Below are 26,563 nucleotides of genomic sequence, written 5' to 3'. Positions count from 1 at the left end.
TATACTATGTTTTAGGTGAAGAAACATCCTTATCTTCTTTCTCGCGTTGATGCCCCCCTTCTCTCTTCCAATTAAGGATCAGTGCAATCATCTCCATTCTCTTCGCCAGCAACTGCTTATGCTGACAGGAGTGATTGCTGCGCGGTTCCTCATGATGTAAATGATTAAACTTCGACACCCCCCTCCACCTCATGGATGGCGTAATGCATATAGACTGCTTCCATCGTCATGCCACCGTATGGGAGCTCATCGATTAGCTGCCTAGGCTTATTGCAAGCGACCAGTTGCCCCGTGCGCATAACGCCTACGCGATCGCAATGGGAATAGATCTCGCTCATATCGTGTGAATTGATAATAATCGTCTTACCCTGCATTTTTAACGCGGACAGCATCTTCCAATATTCCTGCTTCGCTGCGGCATCCAGCCCCGTTGTCGGTTCATCCAGAAATACGACCTGGGGATCATTGGAGACGGCTATAGCAAGCATTGCTTTCTGACGCAAGCCGCCGGACAGCCGCTTCACTTCCTTGTCGGCGTAAGCAGACAAACCAAACTGCTCAATCACCCCTTCTGTCTTCAAGTCTTGATGGAAGAAGCTCTGGAATTTATGCAGCGCTTCTCGCACCGTCAACTTGTCCACCAGGGAGGTGCTCTGCATGAATATGCTTATATTCTCTTTCAATGCCGAGTTGCCGCCCTTCACATCGACGCCAAGCACCTTAATGGTGCCTTCGTCCGGCAAGCGGTGTCCCATCAGCAGCTCCAGCAGTGTTGACTTCCCGGAACCGTGCCTGCCTATAAGCCCGAACAATTCCCCACGCTTCACCTGAAAGGATACAGACTTAATCGCTTTATTCTCGCCATAGCATTTGCTGACTGCATTTACCTGAATAACAGCTTGCTCATCCATTCCGGTACCTCCGACATATACTAGTATATGTCTACGATAGCTCATAGCCTGTCTCATTTCACCGAAAAGATGATTTGTAATTCACGCAACTGCTTTTGCGTGAATCTCAGAACTCGCATACAATGTTATACACAGAGATATCCACACCCGTGAATAAATTGTTAGTTAATTCTGTCGATAATTGACGACTCCGCTCATGCGCCACCATCTAATTTTTGCTTTTTCATCATCTACACCATAATTTGACTATATATTTATCCACTTTATCCACATTATCCACAGAACCAATGTGAAAAAAATATCCCCATTTGCAATACAGCTTGTTCCTTTAATAAACCCGCTTTTTACAAAGGATTCACAAATCTATGCACATAATGTTGAGGATATGTGGATAACTTTGTGCACAATGTCGAATTGTCAATCGTCCATCGCCTGCAAATCCGCTTACAACCTGCTCTGCAACCACGATCACATCGCTTACGACTCCTCATTGGCTCATATCTCAAACCGTGATTACATGCCCGACAGCTTCGAAACTGGCGATATCTGACGATATCTAGACAGAAAGGGCTGTTCCTTCACGCAGTGAACTGCATGAAGGAACAACCCTGTTCTTACTCTACCGACCACTTCTCAAGCGACAAGCCGGGGTCGGCCTTCATATCCAGATCGGAGTACAGACCGCGCTTCTGCTTCAGATAAGCGGCTGCCCCGATCATGGCCGCATTGTCCGTGCACAAGGTGTGAGGCGGAATACATAGCCGTACCCCTTCCGCCTCGCAGCTGGCCGTCAGCACTTCACGCAGCCCCCGATTGGCCGCAACGCCGCCGCACAGCAGCAACTCCTTCGCCTCATACTGCTTAACGGCGCGCAGCGCTTTCGTTACGAGCACGTCGATAACCGACTCCTGGAAGCCTCTTGCAAGTGAGCGTTCATCGAGCGTCTGTCCCTTCATTCTCGCCTGGTTGATCGCGGACAGCACCGCAGACTTCAAGCCGCTGAAGCTGAAATCGTAGCTATCCGCTTCCAGCCAGGCCCGTGGCAGCGCAACTGCCTCATCCGCTTCTGCTGCAAGCTTATCGATATGAGGCCCTCCGGGATAAGGTAGCTTCAATGCTCTGGCCACTTTGTCATACGCTTCCCCTGCCGCATCGTCTCTCGTCCTGCCAATCACTTCGAATCTGCCCTCGCTGCGCATCAGCACGAGCTCTGTATGCCCGCCCGATACGACAAGCGCCATAGCGGGATACGATAACTCCTGCTGCAGCCTGTTCGCATATATATGTCCCGCGATATGATGCGTCCCGATCAGCGGGATATCCAGCGCAAGCGCGAGCGTCTTCGCCGCCACAATGCCGACTAGAAGCGCGCCGACCAGTCCAGGCCCTTGTGTGACTGCGATCGCGTCGAGATCCTTCATCCGGTAACCGGACTTCTCTATCGCCTGTTCCATAATGCGAGTAATGGATTCTACATGCTTGCGGGAGGCAATCTCCGGAACGACGCCCCCGAATCGTTCATGCACGTCGATCTGACTGGAGACGACGTTCGATCGCACAATCGCACCGTCTTCCACAACCGCGGCCGAAGTCTCGTCGCAGCTGGTCTCTATCGCCAGAATTAAGGATCGCCCTTGCCGTCCCCGCTCCTTTATTGCTGCACTGCTGCCCTTCATTGGTGCTCCTCCTTGCTCCGTCGATCACTCGGTAGCTCTGCCCACATAATGAGCGCATCTTCGTTATTATCGGAATAGTAGCCTTTCCTAATGCCGCTCGGCTGGAAGCCTTGCTTCCGATACAGCCTCTGCGCATGCTCGTTCGAGACGCGCACCTCGAGCGTCATTCGCACTGCGCCGTACTCCACCGCCGTTGCGCGCAGCCGCTCCAGCAGCCGAGAGCCGAGTCCCATCCCACGGCAATCGCCGCGTATCGCAACATTGGTAATATGGGCTTCATCGACAATAATCCACATGCCTCCATACCCGATCAGTTCATTCCGATACTCCATCACAACATAACGTGCGAACATGTTATTCATTAGTTCATTGCGGAATGCTTCCTCTGACCACGGTATTGTGAACGCTTCTTCTTCAATCGCGAGAATGGCGGGAATATCATGTACCGTCATTGCTCGATACATCAGCTGGTCTGCTTGCTCGTTCATTTACGACCGCTCACCCGCCTGCTTCGCCTTCAGCTTCACTTCCGCCTCCGTAAGCTGTGTATAATTAGGCAAGATCTCATGGGCAGCCTTGCCTGCCCCTTCGTTCAGCGCTTTCAGCCCAAGCTGAGCGAGATATCGCCCTTCCATGACGTAAGGGAGAACACGAGTGTGGACACCGATCTCAGCCGCCTTCACGCTCAGCCGCTCTACTTCCGCTTCATGCTGCGACACATCGCCTGTGACAACAAGCAACGGCCCGTCCGCATCTTCGGAGAACCGCTGCGACAGCATACTCAGCAGCGTATTCACCCAATCCTTCATCAGAACAATGCCATCCTCAGCCCAGCGCGTCCAATTGCCGCCGGCTTCTCCGCTCCAGCGGAAGCCGCCCCTGTACACTTGTCCTCTCCTGCCATCCATAATGGGGATGATCCAGTACTCCCCGGCTTCTGCGCCGTATTGCGCCTTGCATTGATGCAGCGCTCCATACCCTAACGATTCAAGGCTCGATACGGCCACAACCGGCTTGTCCCATGCCCATCCCAACGTCTTCGCAGCCGTCACGGCAATTCTTACCCCGGTATACGAGCCAGGTCCCTGTCCGACGACAATGCCGTCCAGTTGCTCCCGTCCTACCGCAGCTTGCTCCAGCAACGACTTCATATGAGATATGACATGCACGGAGTGATTCCGCTCCGCCACCGCCTGCACCTCGCTCTTCACTACTCCATCGCATATGACCGCTCCTGCCATAGCCGCCGTCGAAGTATCCAATGCAATGACCGTCCCTGCGACAATTCCTCTCATCCTTCCGACTCCCCTATCTCATTCAGCATCTGGCACCATTCTGCATAGGGAGCGCCATATCCCTTGATCCGGAATTCTCTTGATCCGTCTCCGGCATGCTGGATAGAGATCACCAGCCGCCGAGGCGGCAGGAGATCGTCGATCAGACTGGCCCATTCCACTACCGTCACGCCATCGCCGAAGAAATACTCATCCAGTCCAAGCTCGTCGGCTTCTTCCTGGGACAGTCTGTATACATCCATATGATAGAAGGGAAGCTTCTCCCCCTCGTACTCTTTAATAATTGTGAAAGTAGGACTGTTCACTACTTCCCGAACGCCGATCGCCGCTGCGAACGCTTGCGACCAGGTCGTCTTCCCCGCTCCCAGATCGCCGTCAAGCGCAATGACCGTTCCAGGCACTACCAGATCCGCCAGCTTCCTTGCAAGCCGTGTCGTATCTTCCTGCGATTGCGCTATCCATAACAATTCACCGTTAGTCCATTCCATTGCATTCACCCGTTCACTGTAGAAAAATGATTATATCCCCGCTTCTCGATCAGAATTGTCCTCCGCGAGCCGCGTCCACCTCTTGCTGCACCCGAATGCTGAGACTGTCCGAATCCTTCATCGCTCAAGAGCAGCTCCACCCCGGGATCGCCCGTCTTGACCTGACCAATGACATAGAACGGAAGGCCTTCCCGAAGAAAGGCTTCACGCACTTCCGCCGCATCCTCCCCCGTCACGGTCCCAGTCAGAATGTAGTCCTCGCCCCCATACAGCATCCAATCCAGCGGAGGAACGCCTGCTCGCGCAGCATAAGCTGCCATGCTGCCGCTCTTCGGCAAGGCTTGCTCGTCGATTAGCAATCGCACACCCGAAGCTTCCGCAATCTCCCACACTTCACTGGCCAGTCCGTCGCTACTATCATTCAATGACGTGCATGCGCCACTCTGAAGCAGCAGCCTGCCCGCTCTGACGGACGGCGCCGGCCGCTGATGCGCGGCAATTAATCGGGAATACCCCGATTGCTCCGCTTCGCCGGCATGCTGCAGCAGGTGCAGACCGGCCGCCGACATGCCGATCGGTCCCGTCACGAACAAGGCATCGCCGGGCCGCGCTCCGGACCGCTTCAGCGCCCGGCCCGCTTCCACAGCTCCCGTTACGGTCACGCTTATCGTCAGATGACTCGGCGCGGACGTCGTATCGCCTCCGATAATTGCCACGCCATACTTATCCGCGCATGCGTATATGCCGTCATACAGACGGCGGATGCGGTCTACGTCATATGACTTCGGCACGCTGATCGCGACAAGAGCATGCAGAGGAATAGCCCCCATTGCCGCTATATCGCTTACATTGCAAGCAAGCGCCTTGTAGCCAATATCTTCATCGGCCATCGTGATAGAATTGAAGTGCACGTGTTCCACCATCGTATCTACGGCGAGTACCATATGTGCATCGGCAGTCAGGCCGCAAGTAACGGCGGGCAGCGTGATCACCGCTGCATCGTCCCCGATGCCCTGCTCTACACCTCGCTCGCGCTGCCACTCCAACGGCTGCCTGCCGCTTGTCCAGTATGCAATACTTGTGAACTCGTCCACGACATGCTCCCCCAGACCATCCCGTACTTATACCAGATTCATTCCTACATTGTAACCCAATCGTTGTCGGATTCAAAGCTGCAGCAAAAAAACCTCCTCCGCTGCAATTAGGCAGCCCGGAAGAGGCAGGATAGACGTTCACAGCTCTTTCACAATCGTAATATGCAGCTCGTCCTTCAATTCCAACTCGTATGGAGACTTCAATTCCGTACCGTCCGCTTCCTTAATAACCCGAACTCGAGGGCGGTGTACAGCAAGCGGGTTGTTCTCGGTTACGACAACTGTCTGTCCCGTATTCAAGAGCAGCGTAGTGGATACAGGATAGACAGATATGTGGCTGCAGAACAGCTTGATAAGCTCCAGATCAAAAAAAGTGCCTCCCGCAGCAAACAGAAACTCCACCGCTTCGCTTGTTGTGTAACGCTTGCGGTGGGGTCGAGGCGAGACGAGGGCGTCGTACATATCCGCCAGCCCAACAATCTGCCCGTAGAGATGAATTTCGTCCTTCTTCAGTCCGCGCGGATAACCGAAGCCGTTGAACCGCTCATGATGCTGAAGCGCACAGTGGGCCGATACAATAGATATGTCATGATACTTGCGCAAAATATCAAAGCCTTCCTTCGGATGCGAATGCAGCAGCTTCTGCTCCTCCGGCGTATAACGGCCATTGCTCGTTAACAGCTTCTGCGGCATGCGGGTCATCCCGATATCGAACAACAACGCACCCACGCCTAGCTCTTCAAGCTGTATGCGGTTCAGCCCCTTCGCAATGCCCATGATTCCGGCCAGCACCGCCACGTTGAAGGAATGCTGGAACAGATAGGCGTCCATGGAATGTATGCTGGACAGATTGACCAACATATTAGGCCTAGTCGCCAGGTCCTGCATAATGCTGCCGAATAAATTCCGAAAGTTACGTCCCATATCCGGAGCAATCGTTCTTCCTTTGTCGCCGAAGTCTTCTTTAATAGAATTCATCGTATTGTAGATCGTCGTAACCGCCTGCCGTCTGGTCTCTTCCCGAATAGCATCCTCAGGTTCTATATCGTCGGTAAGTCCATCTTCAATAAACAAAAAATCAATGCCCAAATTGCGTAACCGCTCGATATAGCGGTCATTCAACTCTACCCCTTCGCCAAGCAGAACGTTGCCATTCTCTTGAAAAACGGGCTTTGCTACCTTGTCGCCAGGCTTGACCATTCCAAGGTGTACTCTTCTCATTAGCTTGCTCCCGCCCTTGCACTTCCCAGATTGACTAGTTCTATCTTATCAGCCATGAAAAGTGCAGGCAAGACATTATGCCAGCTTTCGCTTCACCACGCAATTGCGGCCGTTATATTTGGCCTCATATAAGGCCGCATCAGCCTGGGCCATCAAGCCTCTCAGAAACCGCTTGGAATCGAACAAGCAATCCTCATGAAATCGGTCTATCGACACGACGCCCATGCTGATCGTAATCGAAATATCGGAATCACACTGATCTGAACTAATCCGATTATGCTCGACAGCGTTCTTCACCCGCTCCGCAATTATCTCCGCTTGCTCTCGATTCGTATGGGGAAGATAGACCGCGAACTCCTCCCCTCCCAGTCTGGCTAACACATCGGTCAGCCTGAGCACGCTGCGGACCGTATCCACCGTACTACATAGCACTTCGTCGCCTGCCAGATGACCGTACTTGTCATTCACCGTCTTGAAGTAGTCCAGATCGAATATGAAGAGCGAGAACGGGATGCCGTAACGAATATTATCCACCACTTCCTTCTCCAGCTGTTCCAGCAAGTACCTTCTATTGAAGCAGCCTGTCAAGCTGTCCGTAACCGCCATCTGCTCGAGCTGCTTGTTCGCCTGATACAGCTTATCCTGCATGTTGAGCAGCTCCGTATTCTGATCTTGGAGCTGTATGTTCTGTTGATTGGTCGCCACGACGAGCCGACGCAATTCGGTAACATCCTGGAAGGTGAGCACCCTCCCCAGCATCTTCTTCTTCCTGTCCAGTATGGGGGCCGACTGCATAATAATATGCCGCTCCGCCTCCACCTTCAGCATAATCTCGAACTCCAGACGCTCCAGCGGATGGGCTTCCATCTCATCGAAGATACGCTGGAATTCACGCTTCGTCTCTCCCTTGAACTGTCCGCTCAGCATGGCTGGATTGAACATGTCTCCGAAGTGGAAGCGGAATATATGCTTGATTGCCTTGTTCACTTCAATGATTCGGTTGTTCTCATCCAACACGATAATGCCCGTCGACATCGTGTTCATGACATCCTGCTGGGCAATCTGAATAATATCGAACACCTTGCTGCGAATAATGGCATGGACGATATAGAGGGCAGTCAGCATAAGCCCAATCGATATAACGGGAATGAATCGGCCGATATAACCGATGAGCAGGATGTTCAACGCAAAGTCAAGCACTGCGGAGAAAGACAGCAGAAACACGCTGTTGAACGCAGTCCAGATCATGTCGCGGTGCTTGGAGGACGCTTCTCCGTTCTTCAGCTTGTAGAGCAATATAATGATGGACACGGACATATACAGCGTCAGCTGACCCACCATAATCCAGAACAAAGGGCCATGCTCCTGCTGAATGCCGGATTCCAACGTCTCGTACACGTCCAGAAAGTGATGATTGTGATTCCATACAATCATCAGAACCGACAAAAGGGCTGGCAACGATAATAAAAACAACACGCTCTTCCTGATGATGAAATAGGATCTGGCCGTCAAAAACAGAATAAACACAAACCAGCCCAAACCCAGTAATGACAGCGCAACATAGGATGCGGATAGATAAAATAACTTAAACTGAGGTCCGTCCGCAGTTTGTGCGGCGAATTGAAACAACGGCCATAACATGAATAACACATGCAACAGCAAATAGATGCGGTGCAAAACCGTGACGGCGCTTGTAATATATATGTACAGCAGCAAGCCCAATAAACCCAGGAATATCGCCAAATCGAGCCATATCATCCAATCCAATAAGGTTCACCACTTCGTTTATTAGCCATCTTCTTCCATTGTATCAAATGTTACCGACAACGACAATTAGCGAAATTGCAAGAATGGCCAGCATTTCCCCGCTCACTCTGTCCACTTCTCCGGCCACTTCTCCGCTAACGCTCTCTCCATTGCAGGAGACACCTGAAGAAAGTTCTTAAAGCGTTTATACTCTTCCCATTTTTGCCGGGATCGTTCTTTATTCTCACCCTTCACCGCTCTGATTAGCAAATTTTTTGGCGTATGCTCTGGATCGACGAACTCCAACATCTGCACCTTATAGCCTAGCACTTCAAGCAAGCTTCCTCGGGCAGCGTCAGTAGCAATCGCGGCAAATCGCTCCTTAAGAAGTCCCTGCGACAATATAGGCGCCAGCGTGTCGTTCCGAACCTGCCTGAACAGCTCATGCTGACAGCAAGGAACAGACATAATGACGGAGGCCCCCCAATGAATGGCCTTCACAAGCGCCGCATCCGTCGCGGTATCGCATGCGTGCAGCGTCACGACCATGTCAGCCCTCCGCGTCTCCTCGTACTCCGCAATATCGCCTACCTGGAACGAAAGCCCCTCGTATCCCAGCTTATCAGACAAGTCTGAACAAAAACTGATCACATCCGCTTTCAGGTCCAAACCTACGATATTGACATCATATCCATGAACGATTTTAAGCAGATGATAGAGGGCGAAGGTAAGGTAAGATTTACCGCAGCCGAAATCCACGATCTGAACGGTGCGATTTTGCGGAAGCGCATGCATCACATCGCTGACCATCTCCAGAAATCGATTGATTTGCCGATATTTATCCTGCTTTTGGGATTTCACACGCCCGTCCGGCGTCATAATTCCAAGCTCTACAAGGAAAGGTGCCGCTTCTCCCTCGTTCAGAACTCTTTGCTTCTGACGATTGTGCTGCCTATCTTCGGCTTTGGCGTTGACATTGCCGGTAGGGGCCGACCTGCGGATTGCAGCCCTCCCCTTCTTGTTCAATAGAATCTGCACATCCGCTTCAGCGGTCTTCAGGAGCGCCTGCTTGTAATCGCCCAGCAACACGTCCAACAACTGCTCTCCCGCTCTCTCCGCCTCCACATTCCTATGCGTTACTTTCTTGGCGAAGTGCGATTCGAACTGATAGTGAGACCCGCTCTTCAATAGGATAGGTCTAACGACGACTCGGGCCGGCAATTCATTATCCTTGCGACGCAATCCACTCAGAGTCGCTCCCTGCAGCAATCCCTCTCTCATCCAATTGATAATGTCCTGCTGCCACGCTTCCTGCATATGCGCTCACTCCTTCTATTCCTTATCCTAATCAGAATCGGTTGAATCCATCCAGGCTTGCGCAATGGCGCTTGCCGTCACCGCCGCCATCTCCATCACCAGACGCAATGACGTCGTCTGAAGCATCCAATACGCTTTAGGACCGAACCGATTCACAATCCCCTTAATATGATAGTGTCCCAGCGACGGCAATCCTCTGCTTAACGCTTCGCCCGGCTCCAACGGACCGCTGGCCATCAGCATGCTCCCGACAGCTTCAGGCTTGCCCAAGCACGCGTCAATGGCAATCGTTATCGCTCCGGCAACCTCACGTTCCCTTGCAGCCGCTGCAACTGATGGGAAGCTTCTTGCATCGCAAGGCTCCTCCAACGTGCCTATTACATGAGGAAATCCTTTCGCGGCAAGTTCAGAGCCGACCAATGGACCATAGGCGTCTCCTGTCGAACAATCGCTTCCGATGCACACAAAGGTGATTTGGCCGCAATCCGGGTGCCGGGCCGCAATATCGCTCAGCAGACGACGAAGGTCCTCGCCCGTTGCTGCATACGCGCGCACATCCAACATTTACCAACCCTTCCTTCGAACGGATTGTCCCATTATTCATTAACCTCGATAGAGGCTATCTATCCATTCATTGTAGCCAATTTCTCCGCCAGCATCAATTTGATTAAAGCGCGTCCAAGAGAAACATGTTACAATAATTGAATGTGATAAATACGAGAGGGGGAGAGTGAAGTCGTGAGTTTGGAACAGCATTCAGAAGAGAATATCGTCTACATGATCGAAGCGATCAAAACCAAGCTGAGGATGGCGTCAGGCGCCGCGATGCAGGCTTCGAATTTCAAAATCGAACAATACGAGGACATCAGAGACATTTATGAAGTCGTCCAATCCAAGAACAACTTCAGTATCAGCGAAGTGGAAGCGCTCGTCTCCGAGCTGGGCAAGTTACGTAAATAAATGGCTTCAGCTCATAATTTCCACATATTTCAATTAACTTTTATATTTCGACAATTTTCCCATTGTAAAACATGTAAGTAAAGACAAAAAAGCAGACGCCTTATGTTCAGGTGTCTGCTTCTTCACTATTCAGATTGCCGAGCCCCTTCGTCCGAATGCGCTTGTTGCTCTTGCTTCTCCAACGATACGATGGACAATTTAATGGAAATGTCCTTCTGCTCCCCTTTCAGGAAGTGCGCAAGACGCTCAAGCTTGTCCGCAAGATCCGGTCCCTTCAACGTCGTATTCAACTGGTAATCGAAAGCGTCCGGCTTCATCTCCTGGTAACCGCCGCTTCGCCAGCCTCGCTCCTCCATCCCGCCGGGACGCTGCTGAAGCTGCTCTTGCACAGGATAGAATTTGTCCGATTTGTTCACGACGCGCTCGTAGATGCGCAGCTTCTTAAGCAGCATGTAATACTGCGCGGAATGCTTGAAATTCCAAGCCTCCCGAATATCCTTCAGTGTATAGTCCATCTTCCATCTTTTCAACTTCTCTACTTGCTCGTCAGCATCTAGCTTCAAAAACTCGTCGAGCGGAAGCATAGTCTCAGGCATCCTGACCCCTCCATATAAAAAAAATAAAAAAATATAAATTCAATAATTATTATATAAAAAATACCATAAGTTTATCAGGAATACAATAAAGAACCTCCTTATTCTCACAGAAATTAATCCAATTACACCTGTGGGAATAGGAGGTTGTTATAGTCGGCACTACAAATTATAATATTGGGGCTAAGGAAATGGCGGACAGGAAGCGGCGGAAGCCTTCCAGCCCTTCGGACGAGCGCTTATACACGCCGGCATCGGTCAACACTTGCAGGAACTTGTCTCCCGTCTCCGCAAGAACGATGTCTCTTGCTTGCTCCCGGCTTAATCCGGCACCATGTCTGCGAATAAGCTCATTCGTCCAGTCGGCATGCTTATGAAGCGGATGTTCGGAATCCGCCAGCCTATTCGCCCCCGTGCCGCCAGCCTCGGTCAGCAATGCCGCGATCGCTTCCAGCTCATCATTCAGCCTGCCCGGCAATACGGCCAGCCCCATCACTTCGATCAAGCCGATATTCTCTTTCTTAATATGATGCAGCTCCGCATGAGGATGGAAGATGCCATCGGGATGCTCCTCGCTGGTACGGTTGTTGCGCAGCACCAGATCAAGCTCATATTCCCCGTCTTCACGCAAGCGGGCAATCGGCGTAATCGTATTGTGCGGCGTGCGCGTTCCGTCCGCCTGATCCGTATAGGCCAGAATGTCGGCCGCAGGATCGCTGTATGCTCGCCACGCATCCAGCACGCGGCATGCCGCTTCATGCACGGCCGTCTTCGACGTTCCGTTCAAGCGAATGACGGACATCGGCCACTTGACGATACCCGCCCGCACTTCGGCAAGCTCATCGCTCCAACGGTACGACTCCTCCACGGCCGCTTCCTCCATCGGGAAGACATGCCGCCCCGCCTGGAAGTGGTCATGGCTCAGGATGGAGCCGCCGACGATGGGCAGATCCGCATTGGAGCCGATGAAGTAATGCGGGAGTTGCTCCACGAAGTCCAGCAGCCGCAGGAATGAAGCATGGGAGACGACCATCGGCTCATGCTCACCCTTGAACACGATGCTGTGCTCATTGTAGTACACATAAGGCGAGTATTGGAAAAACCAGCGCTCTCCCTGCAGTTCCATCGGGATGACCCTCAGATTCTGACGACCGGGATGATCCGCGCGCCCAGCATAGCCCACATTGTCCGCGCACAGCAGACACTTCGGATAATGCGCCTGCGGTATACTCTTCAGCCGGGCAATCTCTCTGGGGTCCTTCTCCGGCTTGGACAGATTGATTGTCATCTCCAGCTTCCCATAAGGGGTATCGTGGAGCCAATACTTATTCTTCCGAATCCGATCCATGCGGATATAATTGCAGTCGATATTAGCGCGGTAGAAGGCGCTCGTCGCCGCGGCGATGCCATCGCTGGCAGCCGTGTCGCGGAATGTGCGAACCGTCTCCGCAGGCCGCGACATCAGCAGGCCCATCAGACGGGCATCCAGCAGATCGCGCTGCGTCGTCGTATCGTCCGGAATGAGTCCGATAGAGCAGCCGTAATCCAGCAGCGCTTCCAGCAGCTCGCCTGCACTCTCCAACTCCTCGTTCGGCACGTCTCCTCCATACGGCTCCGTGAACCGGAACAAGTCCAGCAGCGCATTGCGGGCGAAGCTGACATCCAATTCATGAAGCAGCTCTCTCTGCCGCGCGAATTGAAGCAGCCTCTCGATCAGCAGCTGCGCTTCCTGCGCGGAAGGTATCGTACGGGCTTTGCTTGTTAACTCTTGCATCTGTTGCATCTCCTCTCGCTCCTTCTTCCGTGCTCCGCTTCTCGCTTATTTCCTGTAGCCTTCGGGATGCGCGCTATGCCATTGCCATGCGCTTGCGATAATTTGCTCCAGCGTATTGCGGCTTGGGCTCCAGCCCAGCTCCTTGCGAGCGCGCTCGGAAGATGCCACCAGCACCGCGGGATCTCCCGCGCGGCGCGGCTCCATGACGGCCGGAATGTCGCGTCCGGTTACGGAGCGGGCAATGTCGATGACCTCCTTCACAGAGAAGCCTTTACCGTTGCCCAGGTTGTAGACGGAGCTGTCCGCCCCGCCGCGTAGCCGCTCCACCGCGAGCACATGAGCGTCGGCCAGATCACTGACATGAATATAGTCGCGAATGCATGTACCGTCGGGAGTATCATAGTCTTCGCCGAATACAGATATATGAGGGCGCTTGCCCAGCGCCGCCTCCAGCACGATCGGGATCAGATGCGTCTCGGGGCTGTGATCTTCCCCGATAGCCCCGCTCTCATGGGCGCCTGCGGCGTTGAAGTAGCGCAGCGATATATACTTGATGCCGTGCGCGACATCGTACCACTTCATCATCTTCTCCATCGCCAGCTTCGTCTCGCCATAAGCGTTCGTCGGAAGCGTACGGTCGTACTCGTCGATCGGCACGTTCTCCGGCTCGCCGTAAGTTGCCGCTGTGGAGGAGAAGACGATGCTGCCCACATTGTATTGCTTCATCTTTTCCAGCAGGCACAATGTGCCGTAGACGTTGTTATGATAGTACTTGCCCGGCTCCTTCATGCTCTCTCCTACGAGAGAGTTGGCTGCGAAGTGGATAACGGCGTCGATGCGATTCTCACCGAATACGACGTCCATGAAGTCGCTGTCGCGCAAGTCCCCCTTGTACAGCTTGCCGGCCAAGAGCGCTTCCTGATGCCCTTGCTGCATATTGTCCACAATGATAATCTCTTCTCCGCGCTCCCTCAGCGCCGCTACCGTATGGGAGCCGATATACCCCGCTCCTCCTGTTACCAATACCGCCATTGTCCCCATTCCCCTCTATATGCTTGGATGAATAGTGCGCTAACCGCCGCTTCACGCACTGGATGATTGCACAATCTATTGCAGCTGCTCTACGCCGTTGCCGATGCTGCATACATAGAAATCGGCCGTAAGTCCCGTTGTTTCCTTGTAGCGCTGACCCACCTCTGCAATGAATGCCTCTACACTGTCTTCATGAACAAGGGATACGGTGCAGCCGCCGAAGCCCGCACCCGTCATTCGGGAGCCAAGCACGCCTTCCACTTCGCGTGCGGCTTCCACCATCGCATCCAGCTCCGCGCCCGTCACCTCATACAGATCGCGCAAGGAATCGTGCGAACCGTTCATCAGCGCTCCGAAGCGTTCCAGATCATTATTCTTCAGCGCTTCGATCGATTGCAGCACACGGTCGATCTCCTCCACGACATGCCGCGCTCGGTTGCACACGACCTCATCCGCAATATGGTGCTTCGCGGCATTGAACTGCTCTACGTTCAGCTCGCCCAGCAGCTTAAGCTCCGGATACGCCTTGCGGAGTTCGCCGACGGCCTGCTCGCATTGGCTTCTGCGCTCGTTGTATTTGGAATCGACAAGACCGCGTCTCTTATTCGTATTGCCGATAATCAGCTTGTAGCTGCCCGAATTGAACGGTACCAGCTCATAGGCAAGCGTATCGCACATGAGCAGGATTGCGTGATCCTTCTTGCCATTCGCAACGGCGAATTGATCCATAATGCCGCATTTCACGCCATTGAACTCATTCTCCGACTTCTGAGCCAGCAAGGCGATCTTTACCGTATCCAGCGGCTGCTTCTCCAAGGCTAGCAGCGCATATGCGGTAACGACCTCGATCGAAGCCGACGAGGACAAGCCTGCTCCGTTCGGAATTTCGCCATGATAGAGCAGGTCGTAACCGCTCGTGAAGACGATGTCTTCACCGTGCAGTTCGTTCACGATCCCCTTCGGATAATTCATCCAGTCGTCCGCTTCATCGTACTGAACCGCTTCTATCGACAGCGTCTTGCTATCGGGGAAGTTGGTGGAAGCAAGGCCCAGCCCCTTATCCTCCCGCTTGCGAATGAGCAGCGTCGTGCCGAAGGTCAGCGCCGCCGGGAATACGTAGCCGCCGTTGTAATCGGTATGTTCGCCGATCAGATTCACTCTGCCCGGTGCGTGGAATACAGAGATTCCTTGTTCGTCACCGCCGTACAAATCGATAAATTGCTTCTTCAACGCATCCAAATTCGCCATCGTCGATCACATTCCTTTTCATCAAATAGTATAGCTCCAGTATAGAGGATAGAGTGGAGAAGCGAAATGGCGGCATGTGAATTGCATATGGATTTATGTGACTTTTCCTTCTCGGAATGTACATGCTATGATGAAAGAGATAAGACCAGAGAGCCATTCTTGGGATGGAAGCAGGTGAATCCATGGAACAGGAGTACTATAAAGTCGCATCCAATCCGTTCATACCCGATACCGATTCCGAGCCGGTCCCCATGCAAGTACTGTTCGCAGGGGAAAGCCAGACAAAGCCGGCTCATCGTCTGGGGCCAAAAGTATACGACTTCTACTTGATGCATATCGTGCTGTCCGGACACGGTACCTACTCCGCAGGCGGCGAACAGCACAGACTGGGACCGGGACACACCTTCCTAATCCGCCCGGAGCAGCTAATCAGCTATGAATCCGACGGAGCTTCGCCATGGCGATACCGCTGGGTGGCGTTCCGTGGGGACCATATCCCGCTTCTGCTCCAGCAAGCGGGCTTCGCGTCTGAGCGGGAAATCGCATATCTGCCAGACATTCGCAAGGCCGCCCTGCTATTCCATCGTATCTATGAAGCGTTGCGCCATGGCAGGCCGTCGGCTTCCCTACAAGCGATGGGCTCGCTTCATATGCTGCTGGCCAGCTACAGCGAAGCGCTGCTCCCACTCAGCCCTACCGCGCGACACTCCAAGCAGAAGGAGAGCGACCGCCTCTACCAGCAAGTCGTCCATTATCTCAGCACCCAATATACGCATCCCGTATCGATTGAAGCGATGGCGGAGACACTGGGCTATAATCGCGCTTATCTGTCGCGCTTGTTCAAGCGTCAGACAGGCTTGTCCCCCGTCACGTTCCTGCTCAGGCTCCGACTCGACAAAGCCAGGCACATGCTGCGGGAGCGTCCGGAGCTGACGATTGAGCAGGTCGCCGCCTCCGTCGGCATTCAGGACGCCTTGTACTTCTCCAAGCAGTTCCGAAATATTCATGGCCAATCGCCGACTTCCTACCGGCAAGATATGCTAAACACCCCTGATTAAGGACATACTAGAGGTCGGGGTGAGAATGAATATGAAAGAATTGCACACTGGCCGATTATATTGGCCGACAACACTGCCGCAAGTCCCCGACTATCCCTCCCTTACTTCGTCGGCAAAAGGGAAGGCCGTCATCATCGGAGGAGGAATGTCCGGCATGATATGCGGTTTCGTACTGTCATCGGCCGGCGTGGATACGATTGTAGTGGAAAGAGGAGAAATTGCCGGGGGAAGCACTTCCGCGAACACAGGCTTGCTGCAGTTCTGCAACGATGTCATGCTCTCGGAATTGATCGGCCAGATTGGGAAAGCGGATGCGGAGCTGTTCTATAAAAGGTGCGAGAATGCGATAGGCCAGCTCACTGCAGCAGCGGATAGCTTGCCGGTCGATGTAGGCTTTCGGAAGCGGTCCAGCTTGTATTTCGCCTCAAGCGAGCAGGATCTTCCCAAGCTTAAACGAGAGTACGAAGCATTGGCGGCTTGCGGCTTCCGCGTGGAATACTGGGAGCCGGAGGACATCGCCGCCCGCTTCCCATTCCGCAAGCCGGGCGCTATTGTTACGCATGGGGACGCCGAGGTGAATCCCTATCAGTTCGTCCACACGCTCGCGGCTTCCGCGGTACGCCATGGGCTTCGCATATACGAGGGAACCGATATCGTGCGGCACGATACTTCGCCTGACGGAAGCCACCGGCTCCATTCCTCGGAAGGACATCTAATTGAAGCGGAGCATGTCGTCTACGCCGTCGGATACGAGCCGGAAGAGCTTCGTGGCCGCTTGAATAAAGCAGCCTTGAACCGCTCTTATGCGATCGTCACGAATGTGCAGCTGGAGACAGATCTCGCCGCATGGCATGGCAAGTATATGCTGTGGGAGACGGCTAGACCTTACTTGTACTTGCGCACGACACTTGACAATCGTATCGTTGCAGGAGGATTGGACGAGGAGGAGGAAAGGCCTACGCATAACCGCCATACCCAATTGAACCGCAGCCACAAGCTGCTGAAGCAGCTGCAAGCCTTGTTCCCGGCGCTGAAGCTGGAAGCGGAGTATGAGTGGAATGCCACCTTCGGGGAATCCCGAGACAATCTGCCTTTCATCGGGGAGGACCCTGCTTGGCCGAATGTCTATTATAGTCTGGGTTACGGCGGCAACGGAACCGTCTACAGCATGGTGGCGGCACACCTGCTGCTCGGCCTGATTCAAGGCAGCAGCACTGGCGATGATCGGCAGCTTCTGAACATCCTGTCCTTGAAGCGCACGACGCTTGCGAACTCTTAACCTTTGAAGGTGGCACACTCATTGGCTCGCTCGCCGCTCCAGCGTATGTGGCATACACTCGGGGCGCGCACGTAGGCCATTTCGCTGCTCCAGCGTATGTGGCATACACTCGGGGCGCGCACGTAGGCCATTTCGCTGCTCCAGCGTATGTGGCATACACTCGGGGCGCGCACGTAGGCCGTTTCGCTGCTCCAGCGTATGTGGCATACACTCGGGGCGCGCACGTAGGCCGTTTCGCCGCTCCAGCGTATGTGGCATACACTCGAGGTACGCACACTAGTACTCGCCTCTCGATTGTGTCTGCCGCATACGCTGGTAATGAACAGTCGCGCGCTCGTTGCTTGCAAGCCCATGCAGCGCGATGCGCCGCGTCAGCTGCCGTCGACGATACGATCGGCCCCGCATCGGCGGAAGACCGCTTCCGCGATGCCCAGCTTGGACAGATCGGGGCCGCCGTCCTTGTCCAGCAATGCCTTGCTTTCGTCCGACTCCACATACAAAATGACAGAACCGCTCTCCACAGCTTGCGAGCAAAGCTCTGTCTCCTCGCTGTCGAGGCCCGACTTCGCATAAGCCGCCTGATGATTCTCATCCCAATCCCCCGTTACCGCTCCCAGCGCAACCGGGATACCGCCGGCCAACGTTGTGAATCCCCCCAAGCCGCCAAAGCTTATTGCGCCAGCCGTCGCTACACCCGCCCGCGTGGAGGGACTGTCTCCGAACGGAGCCGTCGCCTCTTGCGTCAACTCCAGCTCTCTCATTTCATCCGCATGCACATCTGTCTCCGACTCTACACGTCGAGAATGCTCCCAATCCTTGGCTAGCACTTTCATCTCTCCGGGAGAGAAGCCTGCTTGCTCCAATTGCTCGATAGCATCAATTACCCCTTGTTGATTAGGAAAGATACCGAATTTTTTGGCCATTGCCTACCGCCTCCATATTCGCTTGTATACTTACTTCTGACACTCCCTCTTGGTATGCCCTAACAGTCACCTGAACAATCATATATGTCGAATAATGACCGCTCATGACAGGTTGTGGAAGAATCGCGACGCAAGGTTGTACTCCATTGCCGTTCAGGGTATGATGATGAGTAGATGTGTGAAAATATGGATGAAGTAAGGGAGGATGGCTAAGCGATGATTCATCGAATGCTACGCTATCCAGCGCAATGGGATTGGCACATTCTGCAGTTGTCCAGACAACCGGAAAAAGGACAAAAGATTCAGGACACCGCGGCCGGACCCACATCCCTTCATGCTGAGCAGGATATGTTGGAAATGAAGCGTATGCTGCCCGCATGCTCTTCCTGGCTGGAAGAAGCGAAGGATAGAAGCAGCAATCATATATCGGTTAATTCCATGACGGATGAAGGAGCGGTCATCAGCGGGACATTAATGGTGCAAGTATCGGAAGAACAATCCGATATTCAGCCGTTTCACTTCTGGCTATCCTCATCTACGCTTGTGACAATGCATAGCGATATGAGACTGCCGCTGCGCCTGCAATCCCCCCATCATACCGAAAAATATGAACGATGCAGCAGTGCTCCAGAAGCCTTCTTCATTATGATCGGAGTTATCCTTGAATCGTTCCATGCCGGACTGGACGGCTTCGAACGACGGCTCGGCGAATTGGAGAAAGCGATGCGGCACCGTAATCGCAGCGGCTTAATCGATACCATCTTCGACAGACGTTACGACCTGTTGCATTGGAGCCATCTGTTCATTCCTGTCAGAGAAGTGTACGGCGCGGCTAAGGAAGCCTTCATGGAGACGCTGACCGCCAAGGACGCTTTCCAGCGCATAACACATAAGCTGGACCGCATCGATACGTTATTGAAGCACTACTCCCTGGAGATCGATACGCTCATCTCGATGGATGACGCCATGTCCAGCTTCAAGGGCAACGATATTATTCGGACACTGACGATCTTCACCGTACTCTGCTTGCCCGGCACTGTAGCAGGAACGCTGATGGGCAGCAATTTCCACTGGTTGCCGCTTAGAGACAAGCCTTGGGGATTCGTCCTAATGATTGCCGTCATTGCAGTCATTACAGGCGGCTTATATATGTGGTTATGGAAGAAGGGCTGGACCGGCGACATCCTTCATTACCGCAAGAGAAGCAGCCGCTCGGCGATCCAAGAGGTTGAATCCGACTTAAGCGTCAGCCGCTCTCGCCGCCACTCCGGCAAGCCGGGTTCTCCCTCTATACAGCTGAACAATGACTGGATCAAAGAACAACCGCTGCAACCGCGGGCAAGAAGGAAGAAGGCTGTCCGGAAAGGATAACTTCCCGCTATAGTACTCGGCGATTGAAGAAGCCTCCCGTCCACAACTTGTAAGTGGATAGGAGGCTTCTTCTTGCGAACCGACAGCTATCGTTCGATTTTTGTCCCATTCCACTCTCCGCCGGTACCCATTGCGTGCTGCGAACATACAATGTAGAATCAGATCGCGCTGAGTGGAGGGATGATGATGTTCAAGAGCTTTGCACGCATACACAGACCCGATATGGAAACTGCGCTTTTCCTTGCCGCAGTATGCGGACAAACTTATGTACAGTACAACAATAAAGAGGACGAATTATTCCTTGTCCCGAGAACCTACCATCTGATCGGAGGATTCAAGGCATCCTCCTACGACAACCGTCCGGAACCATTCGGCTTCGTTATTACTTCCGAGCAATGCTCTATTCTTGCTTTCCGGGGCAGCGGTTCAGCCGTTGACTGGGTATCCGATTTCATCGCGCAGCAGACCCCATATTCACCTGTCCCTAATGCGGGACTTACTCATAAAGGCTTTACGGATATTTATATGTCCGCCAGAAGCAGCGTGCATCTGCTCCTCAATCAACTTCCCGCAGACAAGCCGTTGTTCATTACTGGTCACAGCCTGGGAGGTGCTCTTGCTACGCTCGCCGCGCTTGACATAGCTAGAAATACTGTATTCTCTTCTCCTGTCGTCTACACCTTCGCTGCACCGCGGGTCGGAGACCCTTCATTCGTTCAGACTTATAACTATACCGTACACACTCATTGGCGCTTCCAGAATGAATTCGATATCGTGCCTCATCTGCCTCCCCTCGTCTACCAGTCGCCACGCTCGAAAGGGACCTACTACTATCTTCATGTAAAAGGTGAAGTGATGCGCTCCTTCCGCATGGGCTCGGTATCGGGCAATCATGTGCTACCCAGCTACTTCGCTGATCTGGCCAGGGAAGAGCCTGCCGCTGCGGCCATCATATGTGCGGATCCCCCAGGCTGGTGCCCATTGTCTGATTAACGCTTAAGCAGGCAGAACATAGAACAGAATCGCGAAGAAGTGAACGATGGACCCCGCCAGCACGAATAAATGCCATACTGCATGGTGATAGGGAAAGCTTCTCCACATATAAAAAACAGTTCCAATCGTATAAAGTACGCCTCCGGCTACCAACAGCAAAAGCCCTCCCGGAGCCAGATGTGTAACAAGCGGCTTCCAGGCGAAGACGATAAGCCAGCCCATGGCAATATATACAAGCGTGGAAGTAAACAGAAATCTGGATGGGAAGAAGGATTTAAAAATAACGCCAATAAGAGCCGTTCCCCATACGATGCCGAACAATATCCATCCCAAAGCTCCTCCGATAATGTGGAAAAGAATCGGCGTATACGTCCCGGCAATGAACACATAAATAAAGGAGTGGTCAAGTGATTCGAAGACCCGCTTGGCCTTGCCTTGCGGAAAGCTATGGACAAGCGTGGAGGCCATGTAGAGCAGAAGCATCGTCGACCCGTATATCGTGAAGCTCACCACATGCCAAGCGGTTCCAGCCATTGCGGAGAAAACAATAAGCAGTACAAGGGCTGCGATGCTGAGGAGCGCGCCAATGCCATGCGTGACGGCATTGGCGATCTCTTCTCGTTTTGTAAATGTATGAGTGTCAGCCATATTATCTACTCCTTCACAAACATATGCTATACACTCCATATTAAAGGGTTACAACCACCCTTTCAACCATTCCTTCACACGGCCGAGCGTTTTATCCAGATTACATATCATTTCTTGATCGATATAGGGATGCTCATGCCTGAAGTAATCGGCATGCCCTCCCATAACAGGAATGCCTCCTACATAGCCAGGTGCATATTTGTGCCGATTCCATACAGGCACAGTGCGTTTGTAACTTGTCCAGCCGCCCCAGCTGCCAAGCTTGCTGATGGGATCGTTCAACTTGCCCAGAGTATCCACCGAATGGAAGTAGCTCACGTTCTCCTGCATCTCCGGAATGATTGGCGTCTTGGGCGAGCCTACTTGGACAACGCGCAGATCAATGGAGGAATCGGCTGCTTTCAGCAGTCTGGCAGCTTGATATGCCGCCGCCCCCCCGCCGCTATGCCCAATCAGCAGCATCCGGTCGCCTGTGAAGCTGTCCTTGATACTCTCCCACACCTTCCGACCTCCCACTCTTCCCGCGTTCATCCGGTTGCTTAGATCGCTCCTCACCTCCATCACTTGTCGGAACAAGCTGCGGTTGGCGTCCCCATAAGGAAATAGAACATGAATGGCTGGTTTCATTCCTCTACTGTTGAGCTCCTCATCCAACTTTTTCGAGCAGGCGTGGAATACGCTTGGCGATGTTTTCACACCAGCCAGCAAGTATACATGAAGCGAAGACGTCTTAGCCGCCATCGGCCAGTACCTCCTTGTCACTCTAAGCTGAGATTTCTCTTCCCTCATTATGCGGGGTATCGTCATAATTCATGCGTCTGCGCAAGCAACTAAAAAACGCCAGCTAAGCAGCTGGCGCTAGTCGGTCGTCATGTCTCACCGATTGAGGAATGGTCAGTAGCGGGGTGCTCCTATACTCCCATCTTCTTCCGTTGGTTGTTTACTTTTTTCGTATTCTGGCTCTTCATTTCCTTCGTACCGGTCGAGAAATGCTTCTGGCCCGGCATGCCCGATTGACCCTTCTTCTGTGCCAGCAGTTGCTTGGCTCGTTCAGCCTGCGACAGCTTCTTCGGCTGCTCCGCTGATTCACTTGTTTCATGGTTCGTCATAAGGTAGGTTCACCTCTCTTTATACTACGTCACTGTTATTTTACTACACTTACGTGCCTCGCGAAAGATCCTTTCCTGAGCAGAATGCTGTTCGCAACATACCAGCCGGCCGCCTCAATCTGCACGCCTATATCGGCGGTTGCAACGATGACAGCCCTGTTCGACAATCGTCGAACCGCTTGCAGCATGGACAATTGCGCCTCATCAGTCAATACGGAACAGAGATTGTAGGGGAGATCTACAATAGCCGCATCATAATGTCCTTCCAGCTCTGTCATATCTCCTAGCCCGACGACATCGGGATAGCCGAAGTGTGACAAGTTCGCTCGTGCGCCGCGAACGGCAAGCGGGTTCATATCCACCCCTTCTATTCTAACGCCCATTGACAACGCCTCGATCAGCACGCTTCCCATTCCGCAGCAAGGATCGATAAGCCGCTTGCCCTCTGGGACAGGTCCGACAGCAAGGTTGACGATCGCTCTGGCCGCTCTGACCGGCAGCGCCGTAGAATAATTGCACGGCTTGCGCTGGTGGCGAAGCCATACGGATTCACTGTCTCGACAAGGACCGAACAGCCACTGTCCTTCGTATCGCATCAGCCCGTACTCGCGCTGCGGCTGACGCATATCCGCCATTCCCTTAATAATTGCGCCTACCTGCCGTTCCAGCGCCCTTCGCGCCTCATAAGCATGCCGTTCATCGCCTTCCGTATAGATCACCTTGAACGTTTCTCCAGCCGTATCCATTCCCTGCAGCCGATGAATGAGTTCAGACAGCTCACAGACCTGCTGCGTTACATCTATCCTGCGCTTAATGAATGGGCTGCGATTCACATCGGGAGGGTGCTCTTCCCGACATGCGATGACTCCATTCTTTCCTGTAACAGCTCTGCCGAATAAAGTGGATAACTCCAGCTGGCATAGCTCCACTTCATCTTCATGGCTGGCATAAGTGTACACATATCGTATGGGAAAGTCATCGCCGCTTCTATTCTTTCTTGTCATCAGCCGGATCTTCCCGTCTGTCCGCAGTTGCATCCTCCAGCGGTTGCATCGCTTCATCGTCAGACTGTAGCTGAGTATTGCCATCGTTCTCAACATGGGCTTCTTCCCACGTACGCTCTTCGGCACTATCTGCTTCCTTGGTTGCCAATTGCTTCTCCAATCCCTTCACCTGCCGCTGCAGACGATAGATACGGATCATGCCGAACAGGCCGACCGTCACACCGCCAAGCAAGGTAGAGACTAGAATAACAAGAATGAGCGGCGTAGACGTCTTCGTGAACAGGAAATTGACTTGAACGGTATCTACATTAATTACAGCGAATATTGCGATGACTAAAGCGAATGCAAAAGCCGATATGAGCATGCTTTGTCCTTTCATTCGCACCCCTCCTGCCATTCATTTCAAAGTGTTGTGCCATAAGTCTATCGCAATGTGCGCATTGGCGCAATTGCAATTGGTCCCGCCTATCGATAAACGGCAAAGAACCCCACAAATCTGTAATCTGTGGGGGGTCCAGGGAATAAATGAGCAGAACGCGACGTTGTCGAGGTGAACGCATCAACTAATTTGCTGTTTTCGATATTCGCTTGGCGAGATGCCGTAATATTTTTTGAATGTCGTCGTAAAGGTGGAGCTATTCAAGTAACCCGTTTTCTCACCAACCTCCGATACGCTGTAATTCGTATTTTGCAGCAGCTCGCGCGCGTGGGAAAGACGAACCTTGTTCAAGTATTCCACATAATTGACCCCGAACGTCTTCTTGAAGTAGCTGGAGAAGTACTTCGGAGACGTCTCCGTCACCTCCGCAATATGATCAAGGTACAGATTGCGCATATAATTCAGCTCAATATATTGGCTGATATAGGTAGGATTCAGCTTGCTGGCCTCTTGCTGGCTGCTGCCGATATACTTCGCAATTCTTACAGCTGCATCGTGCAACATCGATTCCACATCATTGCCGTCAAAGGAATGACTGGCCGCAGCATGAAATGCTCGTTCCAACTTCATGAGCTCTTCATTGTCCTTCGCTGCATTCCCAGCATGACGAAGCATGAAATAGAACATCGTCTCCGCTATGTGGATAAGCTGATAATGATGAACATTGCGTTCCACTGCGTTGCCTATGATCTCACTAATGATCTGCTTCCCTTCCTTGACTTGCCTGTTTAATATATAATTGGACAGCTTTTCAACCTTATCGAATGGATAGTGCATATTCCAATCGCCATTTATCTTCCCGGCATCCAATACTTTGCTAGTCGTACTCACAAGGCGGTACTCCAGCGCTTGAACGGCATTACTATACGCTTGCCTGCAGTTAGCCAGCTCTGAAGCATATGCTTTGCTAATGCTGGCGCGTGCGCTGTAACCGGTTAGCTCATCCTGCTCCAGCCTTAGCAGCACCTCATTCAAGTTCTGGGATAGACGGTCGCGTTCCTTCACTTCGCGGATGCTAATCAATACGATAAATTGCAAATCCTTTTCATAATATACGCTAGCCATCATTTGCTTCTCCCGCAATGCGCTCTGAAGACATTCTGTCATATGCTCCAAAGATCGCGCCTGATTTTCACCGGGACTTCTCCATTGCACGACAACCATCACAAATAAACGATAAATAAAAAATTCAGCATTATAACGGTTAAAAGCCGGATCTTGCTCGGAACTGCTGGCGAACTCATCGATCGCTTGCAGAAGCACACCTCGCTTCGCTTCGTTCTCCGCTGCTTGAAGCTGCTTTTTGATTTCACTGTTTTCTATCTGCAGATGGATAATTCCACTCAGTATCTTTTTGAAATCATTACCGCTATGCCTGCCGCCAAGCTGACTCATAATCCGTTTCATGGGACGGTACAAGTAGATACTAAGCAAGATGGACAACAATACAGCGCCCAGCACAGCAGTCACCATAATAATGCGATTCGACTTGCCGACTGATGAAATGTTACTGAATTGATACGGCACTTTCTCAATGTAATAAAACTCGTTAAAGTTAGAACGGTACATATGATATTCATAGTTGCCTTTCGTTAATGATTTTTCATTGCTGGATACCTGCTCCAGTATGCTGCCTATATCAAACCCATCCTCCGTACTGAAGATAAGCTGTTCATTCTGATCCAACACTGCCAGCGAAGAACCTGGAATCATGCCTCCCTGATTGACATGCTTTAGGAAAGCGGCTTCATCAATATAGATGAGTATGTTTTTGCTGGACATTCTTACTTTATTGCCACCCGCTACTACAATCAGCTTTTTCGGCACTTTCATCATATTAACATTTGTTATGTTGTATCTTTCGCCAGCAAATATTTTCAAGGAATTATCGGAATTCATGAAAGTGCGCCAATAATTTGTATTAAAACGTTTATGTTCATATTTATAGTCCAATATCAGTGAAAGATTACTTGTTCCCGTAGACGTAATGGCGATATCCAAATTATCGTAGAAGACAACGGCTTCTTCAATGTAATCGATGGAGGATACAAGAGTAGCCATCTGATCCTGCATTTTATATACGCCCGTCATATCCATCCGACCAAATTCACCCGTCTCAAAGTTATATGGCAGTCCATGTATGGAATGAATTAAATTATTGATCGTGCGGAATTGATTATCGTAAGATTGAATCAACGATTTCACAACCAATGAATTATTCTGGGTTACCTTCTCATAAATGCTGGAGATGGAAATCCGATAGATCGCATACATCGAAACAAGCATAGTTCCAATGACCACAAGCATGGCCAGAAATATCTGAATCATGCCTTGATTTTGAAGTAAGCGCTTCATATTTATCTGTCATCCCCCTCACTTCATGA

General features: G+C 52.2%; 27 protein-coding genes. 5 read left to right on the top strand and 22 right to left on the bottom strand.

What is annotated here, in order from left to right:
* Nucleotides 1-4 precede the first annotated feature (4 nt).
* From ACFQ2I_RS15910 to yyaC, 11 genes are all read right to left on the bottom strand, one after another.
* Nucleotides 5-178: a hypothetical protein gene (locus ACFQ2I_RS15910; protein ID WP_377565772.1), complete on the bottom strand. Its 174-nt coding sequence runs from the start codon at nt 176-178 to the stop codon at nt 5-7.
* Nucleotides 165-911: an ABC transporter ATP-binding protein gene (locus ACFQ2I_RS15905; RefSeq protein WP_377565770.1), complete on the bottom strand. Its 747-nt coding sequence runs from the start codon at nt 909-911 to the stop codon at nt 165-167. Before ACFQ2I_RS15905 ends, ACFQ2I_RS15910 begins: the two co-directional genes overlap by 14 nt.
* 614 nt (nt 912-1,525) lie before the next feature.
* A complete protein-coding gene (tsaD, locus tag ACFQ2I_RS15900; protein ID WP_377565767.1) occupies nt 1,526-2,587 on the bottom strand; it encodes a tRNA (adenosine(37)-N6)-threonylcarbamoyltransferase complex transferase subunit TsaD in 1,062 nt (353 codons plus the stop codon).
* The gene (gene rimI / locus ACFQ2I_RS15895; protein WP_377565765.1) at nt 2,584-3,075 is read right to left on the bottom strand and encodes a ribosomal protein S18-alanine N-acetyltransferase; all 492 of its coding nucleotides are present in this window, start codon (nt 3,073-3,075) and stop codon (nt 2,584-2,586) included. Before rimI ends, tsaD begins: the two co-directional genes overlap by 4 nt.
* Nucleotides 3,076-3,882, bottom strand: a complete 807-nt coding sequence (gene tsaB / locus ACFQ2I_RS15890; protein ID WP_377565762.1) for a tRNA (adenosine(37)-N6)-threonylcarbamoyltransferase complex dimerization subunit type 1 TsaB — start codon at nt 3,880-3,882, stop codon at nt 3,076-3,078.
* On the bottom strand, nt 3,879-4,370 hold the full coding sequence (gene tsaE, locus ACFQ2I_RS15885; protein WP_377565759.1) for a tRNA (adenosine(37)-N6)-threonylcarbamoyltransferase complex ATPase subunit type 1 TsaE: 492 nt from the start codon (nt 4,368-4,370) through the stop codon (nt 3,879-3,881). The genes tsaB and tsaE overlap by 4 nt, the downstream gene beginning before the upstream one ends.
* A 5-nt stretch (nt 4,371-4,375) precedes the next feature.
* On the bottom strand, nt 4,376-5,464 hold the full coding sequence (gene thiL, locus ACFQ2I_RS15880; RefSeq protein ID WP_377565756.1) for a thiamine-phosphate kinase: 1,089 nt from the start codon (nt 5,462-5,464) through the stop codon (nt 4,376-4,378).
* Between the two features lie 138 nt (nt 5,465-5,602).
* The gene (locus ACFQ2I_RS15875; RefSeq protein WP_377565753.1) at nt 5,603-6,685 is read right to left on the bottom strand and encodes an HD-GYP domain-containing protein; all 1,083 of its coding nucleotides are present in this window, start codon (nt 6,683-6,685) and stop codon (nt 5,603-5,605) included.
* Between the two features lie 75 nt (nt 6,686-6,760).
* Nucleotides 6,761-8,443, bottom strand: a complete 1,683-nt coding sequence (locus ACFQ2I_RS15870; protein WP_377566037.1) for a histidine kinase N-terminal 7TM domain-containing diguanylate cyclase — start codon at nt 8,441-8,443, stop codon at nt 6,761-6,763.
* 111 nt (nt 8,444-8,554) lie between these two features.
* Entirely contained in the window at nt 8,555-9,748 is a 1,194-nt protein-coding gene (locus ACFQ2I_RS15865) for a class I SAM-dependent methyltransferase (protein ID WP_377565750.1), read from the bottom strand.
* A 27-nt stretch (nt 9,749-9,775) separates the two neighbouring features.
* Nucleotides 9,776-10,312 carry a spore protease YyaC gene (yyaC, locus tag ACFQ2I_RS15860; protein ID WP_377565746.1) on the bottom strand — a complete coding sequence of 179 codons (537 nt, stop codon included), beginning with the start codon at nt 10,310-10,312 and terminating at the stop codon, nt 9,776-9,778.
* Nucleotides 10,313-10,486: 174 nt separating this feature from the next.
* Between yyaC and ACFQ2I_RS15855 the strand changes: the two genes are divergently transcribed.
* Nucleotides 10,487-10,708: a DUF1128 domain-containing protein gene (locus ACFQ2I_RS15855; protein WP_377565743.1), complete on the top strand. Its 222-nt coding sequence runs from the start codon at nt 10,487-10,489 to the stop codon at nt 10,706-10,708.
* Nucleotides 10,709-10,833: 125 nt separating this feature from the next.
* Here the strand turns inward: ACFQ2I_RS15855 and ACFQ2I_RS15850 are convergent, their stop codons facing one another.
* From ACFQ2I_RS15850 to ACFQ2I_RS15835, 4 genes are all read right to left on the bottom strand, one after another.
* Complete coding sequence (locus tag ACFQ2I_RS15850) at nt 10,834-11,304, bottom strand: hypothetical protein (RefSeq protein ID WP_377565740.1); 471 nt, start codon at nt 11,302-11,304, stop codon at nt 10,834-10,836.
* Nucleotides 11,305-11,470: 166 nt separating this feature from the next.
* A complete protein-coding gene (locus tag ACFQ2I_RS15845) occupies nt 11,471-13,075 on the bottom strand; it encodes a UDP-glucose--hexose-1-phosphate uridylyltransferase (RefSeq protein ID WP_377565737.1) in 1,605 nt (534 codons plus the stop codon).
* Between the two features lie 45 nt (nt 13,076-13,120).
* Nucleotides 13,121-14,107: a UDP-glucose 4-epimerase GalE gene (galE, locus tag ACFQ2I_RS15840; RefSeq protein ID WP_377565734.1), complete on the bottom strand. Its 987-nt coding sequence runs from the start codon at nt 14,105-14,107 to the stop codon at nt 13,121-13,123.
* A gap of 75 nt (nt 14,108-14,182) precedes the next feature.
* Nucleotides 14,183-15,355 (bottom strand): galactokinase, encoded by a 1,173-nt coding sequence (locus ACFQ2I_RS15835; protein ID WP_377565731.1) that lies wholly within the window; start codon nt 15,353-15,355, stop codon nt 14,183-14,185.
* A gap of 182 nt (nt 15,356-15,537) precedes the next feature.
* Here ACFQ2I_RS15835 and ACFQ2I_RS15830 point away from each other — a divergent pair, with 182 nt between their 5' ends.
* Complete coding sequence (locus ACFQ2I_RS15830; RefSeq protein ID WP_377565728.1) at nt 15,538-16,413, top strand: AraC family transcriptional regulator; 876 nt, start codon at nt 15,538-15,540, stop codon at nt 16,411-16,413.
* Nucleotides 16,414-16,444: 31 nt separating this feature from the next.
* Nucleotides 16,445-17,692 (top strand): NAD(P)/FAD-dependent oxidoreductase, encoded by a 1,248-nt coding sequence (locus tag ACFQ2I_RS15825; RefSeq protein WP_377565725.1) that lies wholly within the window; start codon nt 16,445-16,447, stop codon nt 17,690-17,692.
* A gap of 371 nt (nt 17,693-18,063) precedes the next feature.
* Here the strand turns inward: ACFQ2I_RS15825 and ACFQ2I_RS15820 are convergent, their stop codons facing one another.
* Nucleotides 18,064-18,615, bottom strand: coding sequence for a hypothetical protein (locus ACFQ2I_RS15820; RefSeq protein ID WP_377565723.1), 552 nt, complete (start codon nt 18,613-18,615; stop codon nt 18,064-18,066).
* Between the two features lie 216 nt (nt 18,616-18,831).
* On the opposite strand from ACFQ2I_RS15820, the gene ACFQ2I_RS15815 reads away from it, so the two are divergent.
* The gene (locus tag ACFQ2I_RS15815) at nt 18,832-19,986 is read left to right on the top strand and encodes a magnesium transporter CorA family protein (protein ID WP_377565721.1); all 1,155 of its coding nucleotides are present in this window, start codon (nt 18,832-18,834) and stop codon (nt 19,984-19,986) included.
* Between the two features lie 186 nt (nt 19,987-20,172).
* On the top strand, nt 20,173-20,979 hold the full coding sequence (locus tag ACFQ2I_RS15810) for a lipase family protein (RefSeq protein WP_377565719.1): 807 nt from the start codon (nt 20,173-20,175) through the stop codon (nt 20,977-20,979).
* A 3-nt stretch (nt 20,980-20,982) separates the two neighbouring features.
* On the opposite strand, the gene trhA is transcribed toward ACFQ2I_RS15810, so the two are convergent.
* The 6 genes from trhA to ACFQ2I_RS15780 form a co-directional block, all read right to left on the bottom strand.
* Nucleotides 20,983-21,627 carry a PAQR family membrane homeostasis protein TrhA gene (gene trhA, locus ACFQ2I_RS15805; protein WP_377565717.1) on the bottom strand — a complete coding sequence of 215 codons (645 nt, stop codon included), beginning with the start codon at nt 21,625-21,627 and terminating at the stop codon, nt 20,983-20,985.
* A 48-nt stretch (nt 21,628-21,675) separates the two neighbouring features.
* Nucleotides 21,676-22,368 carry a hypothetical protein gene (locus ACFQ2I_RS15800; RefSeq protein ID WP_377565715.1) on the bottom strand — a complete coding sequence of 231 codons (693 nt, stop codon included), beginning with the start codon at nt 22,366-22,368 and terminating at the stop codon, nt 21,676-21,678.
* A 170-nt stretch (nt 22,369-22,538) separates the two neighbouring features.
* Nucleotides 22,539-22,736 (bottom strand): hypothetical protein, encoded by a 198-nt coding sequence (locus ACFQ2I_RS15795; protein ID WP_377565713.1) that lies wholly within the window; start codon nt 22,734-22,736, stop codon nt 22,539-22,541.
* A 35-nt stretch (nt 22,737-22,771) separates the two neighbouring features.
* Nucleotides 22,772-23,740, bottom strand: a complete 969-nt coding sequence (locus tag ACFQ2I_RS15790; protein WP_377565710.1) for a TRM11 family SAM-dependent methyltransferase — start codon at nt 23,738-23,740, stop codon at nt 22,772-22,774.
* On the bottom strand, nt 23,724-24,119 hold the full coding sequence (locus ACFQ2I_RS15785; protein ID WP_377565707.1) for a LapA family protein: 396 nt from the start codon (nt 24,117-24,119) through the stop codon (nt 23,724-23,726). The genes ACFQ2I_RS15790 and ACFQ2I_RS15785 overlap by 17 nt, the downstream gene beginning before the upstream one ends.
* A 180-nt stretch (nt 24,120-24,299) precedes the next feature.
* The gene (locus tag ACFQ2I_RS15780) at nt 24,300-26,534 is read right to left on the bottom strand and encodes a helix-turn-helix domain-containing protein (RefSeq protein ID WP_377565705.1); all 2,235 of its coding nucleotides are present in this window, start codon (nt 26,532-26,534) and stop codon (nt 24,300-24,302) included.
* Nucleotides 26,535-26,563: the final 29 nt, after the last annotated feature.

Source organism: Paenibacillus chungangensis (genome assembly GCF_042675905.1).
Taxonomy (GTDB): domain Bacteria; phylum Bacillota; class Bacilli; order Paenibacillales; family Paenibacillaceae; genus Pristimantibacillus; species Pristimantibacillus chungangensis.
The sequence above is the reverse complement of the archived record's forward strand: the minus strand, read 5'-3'. Positions and strand labels throughout refer to the sequence as shown.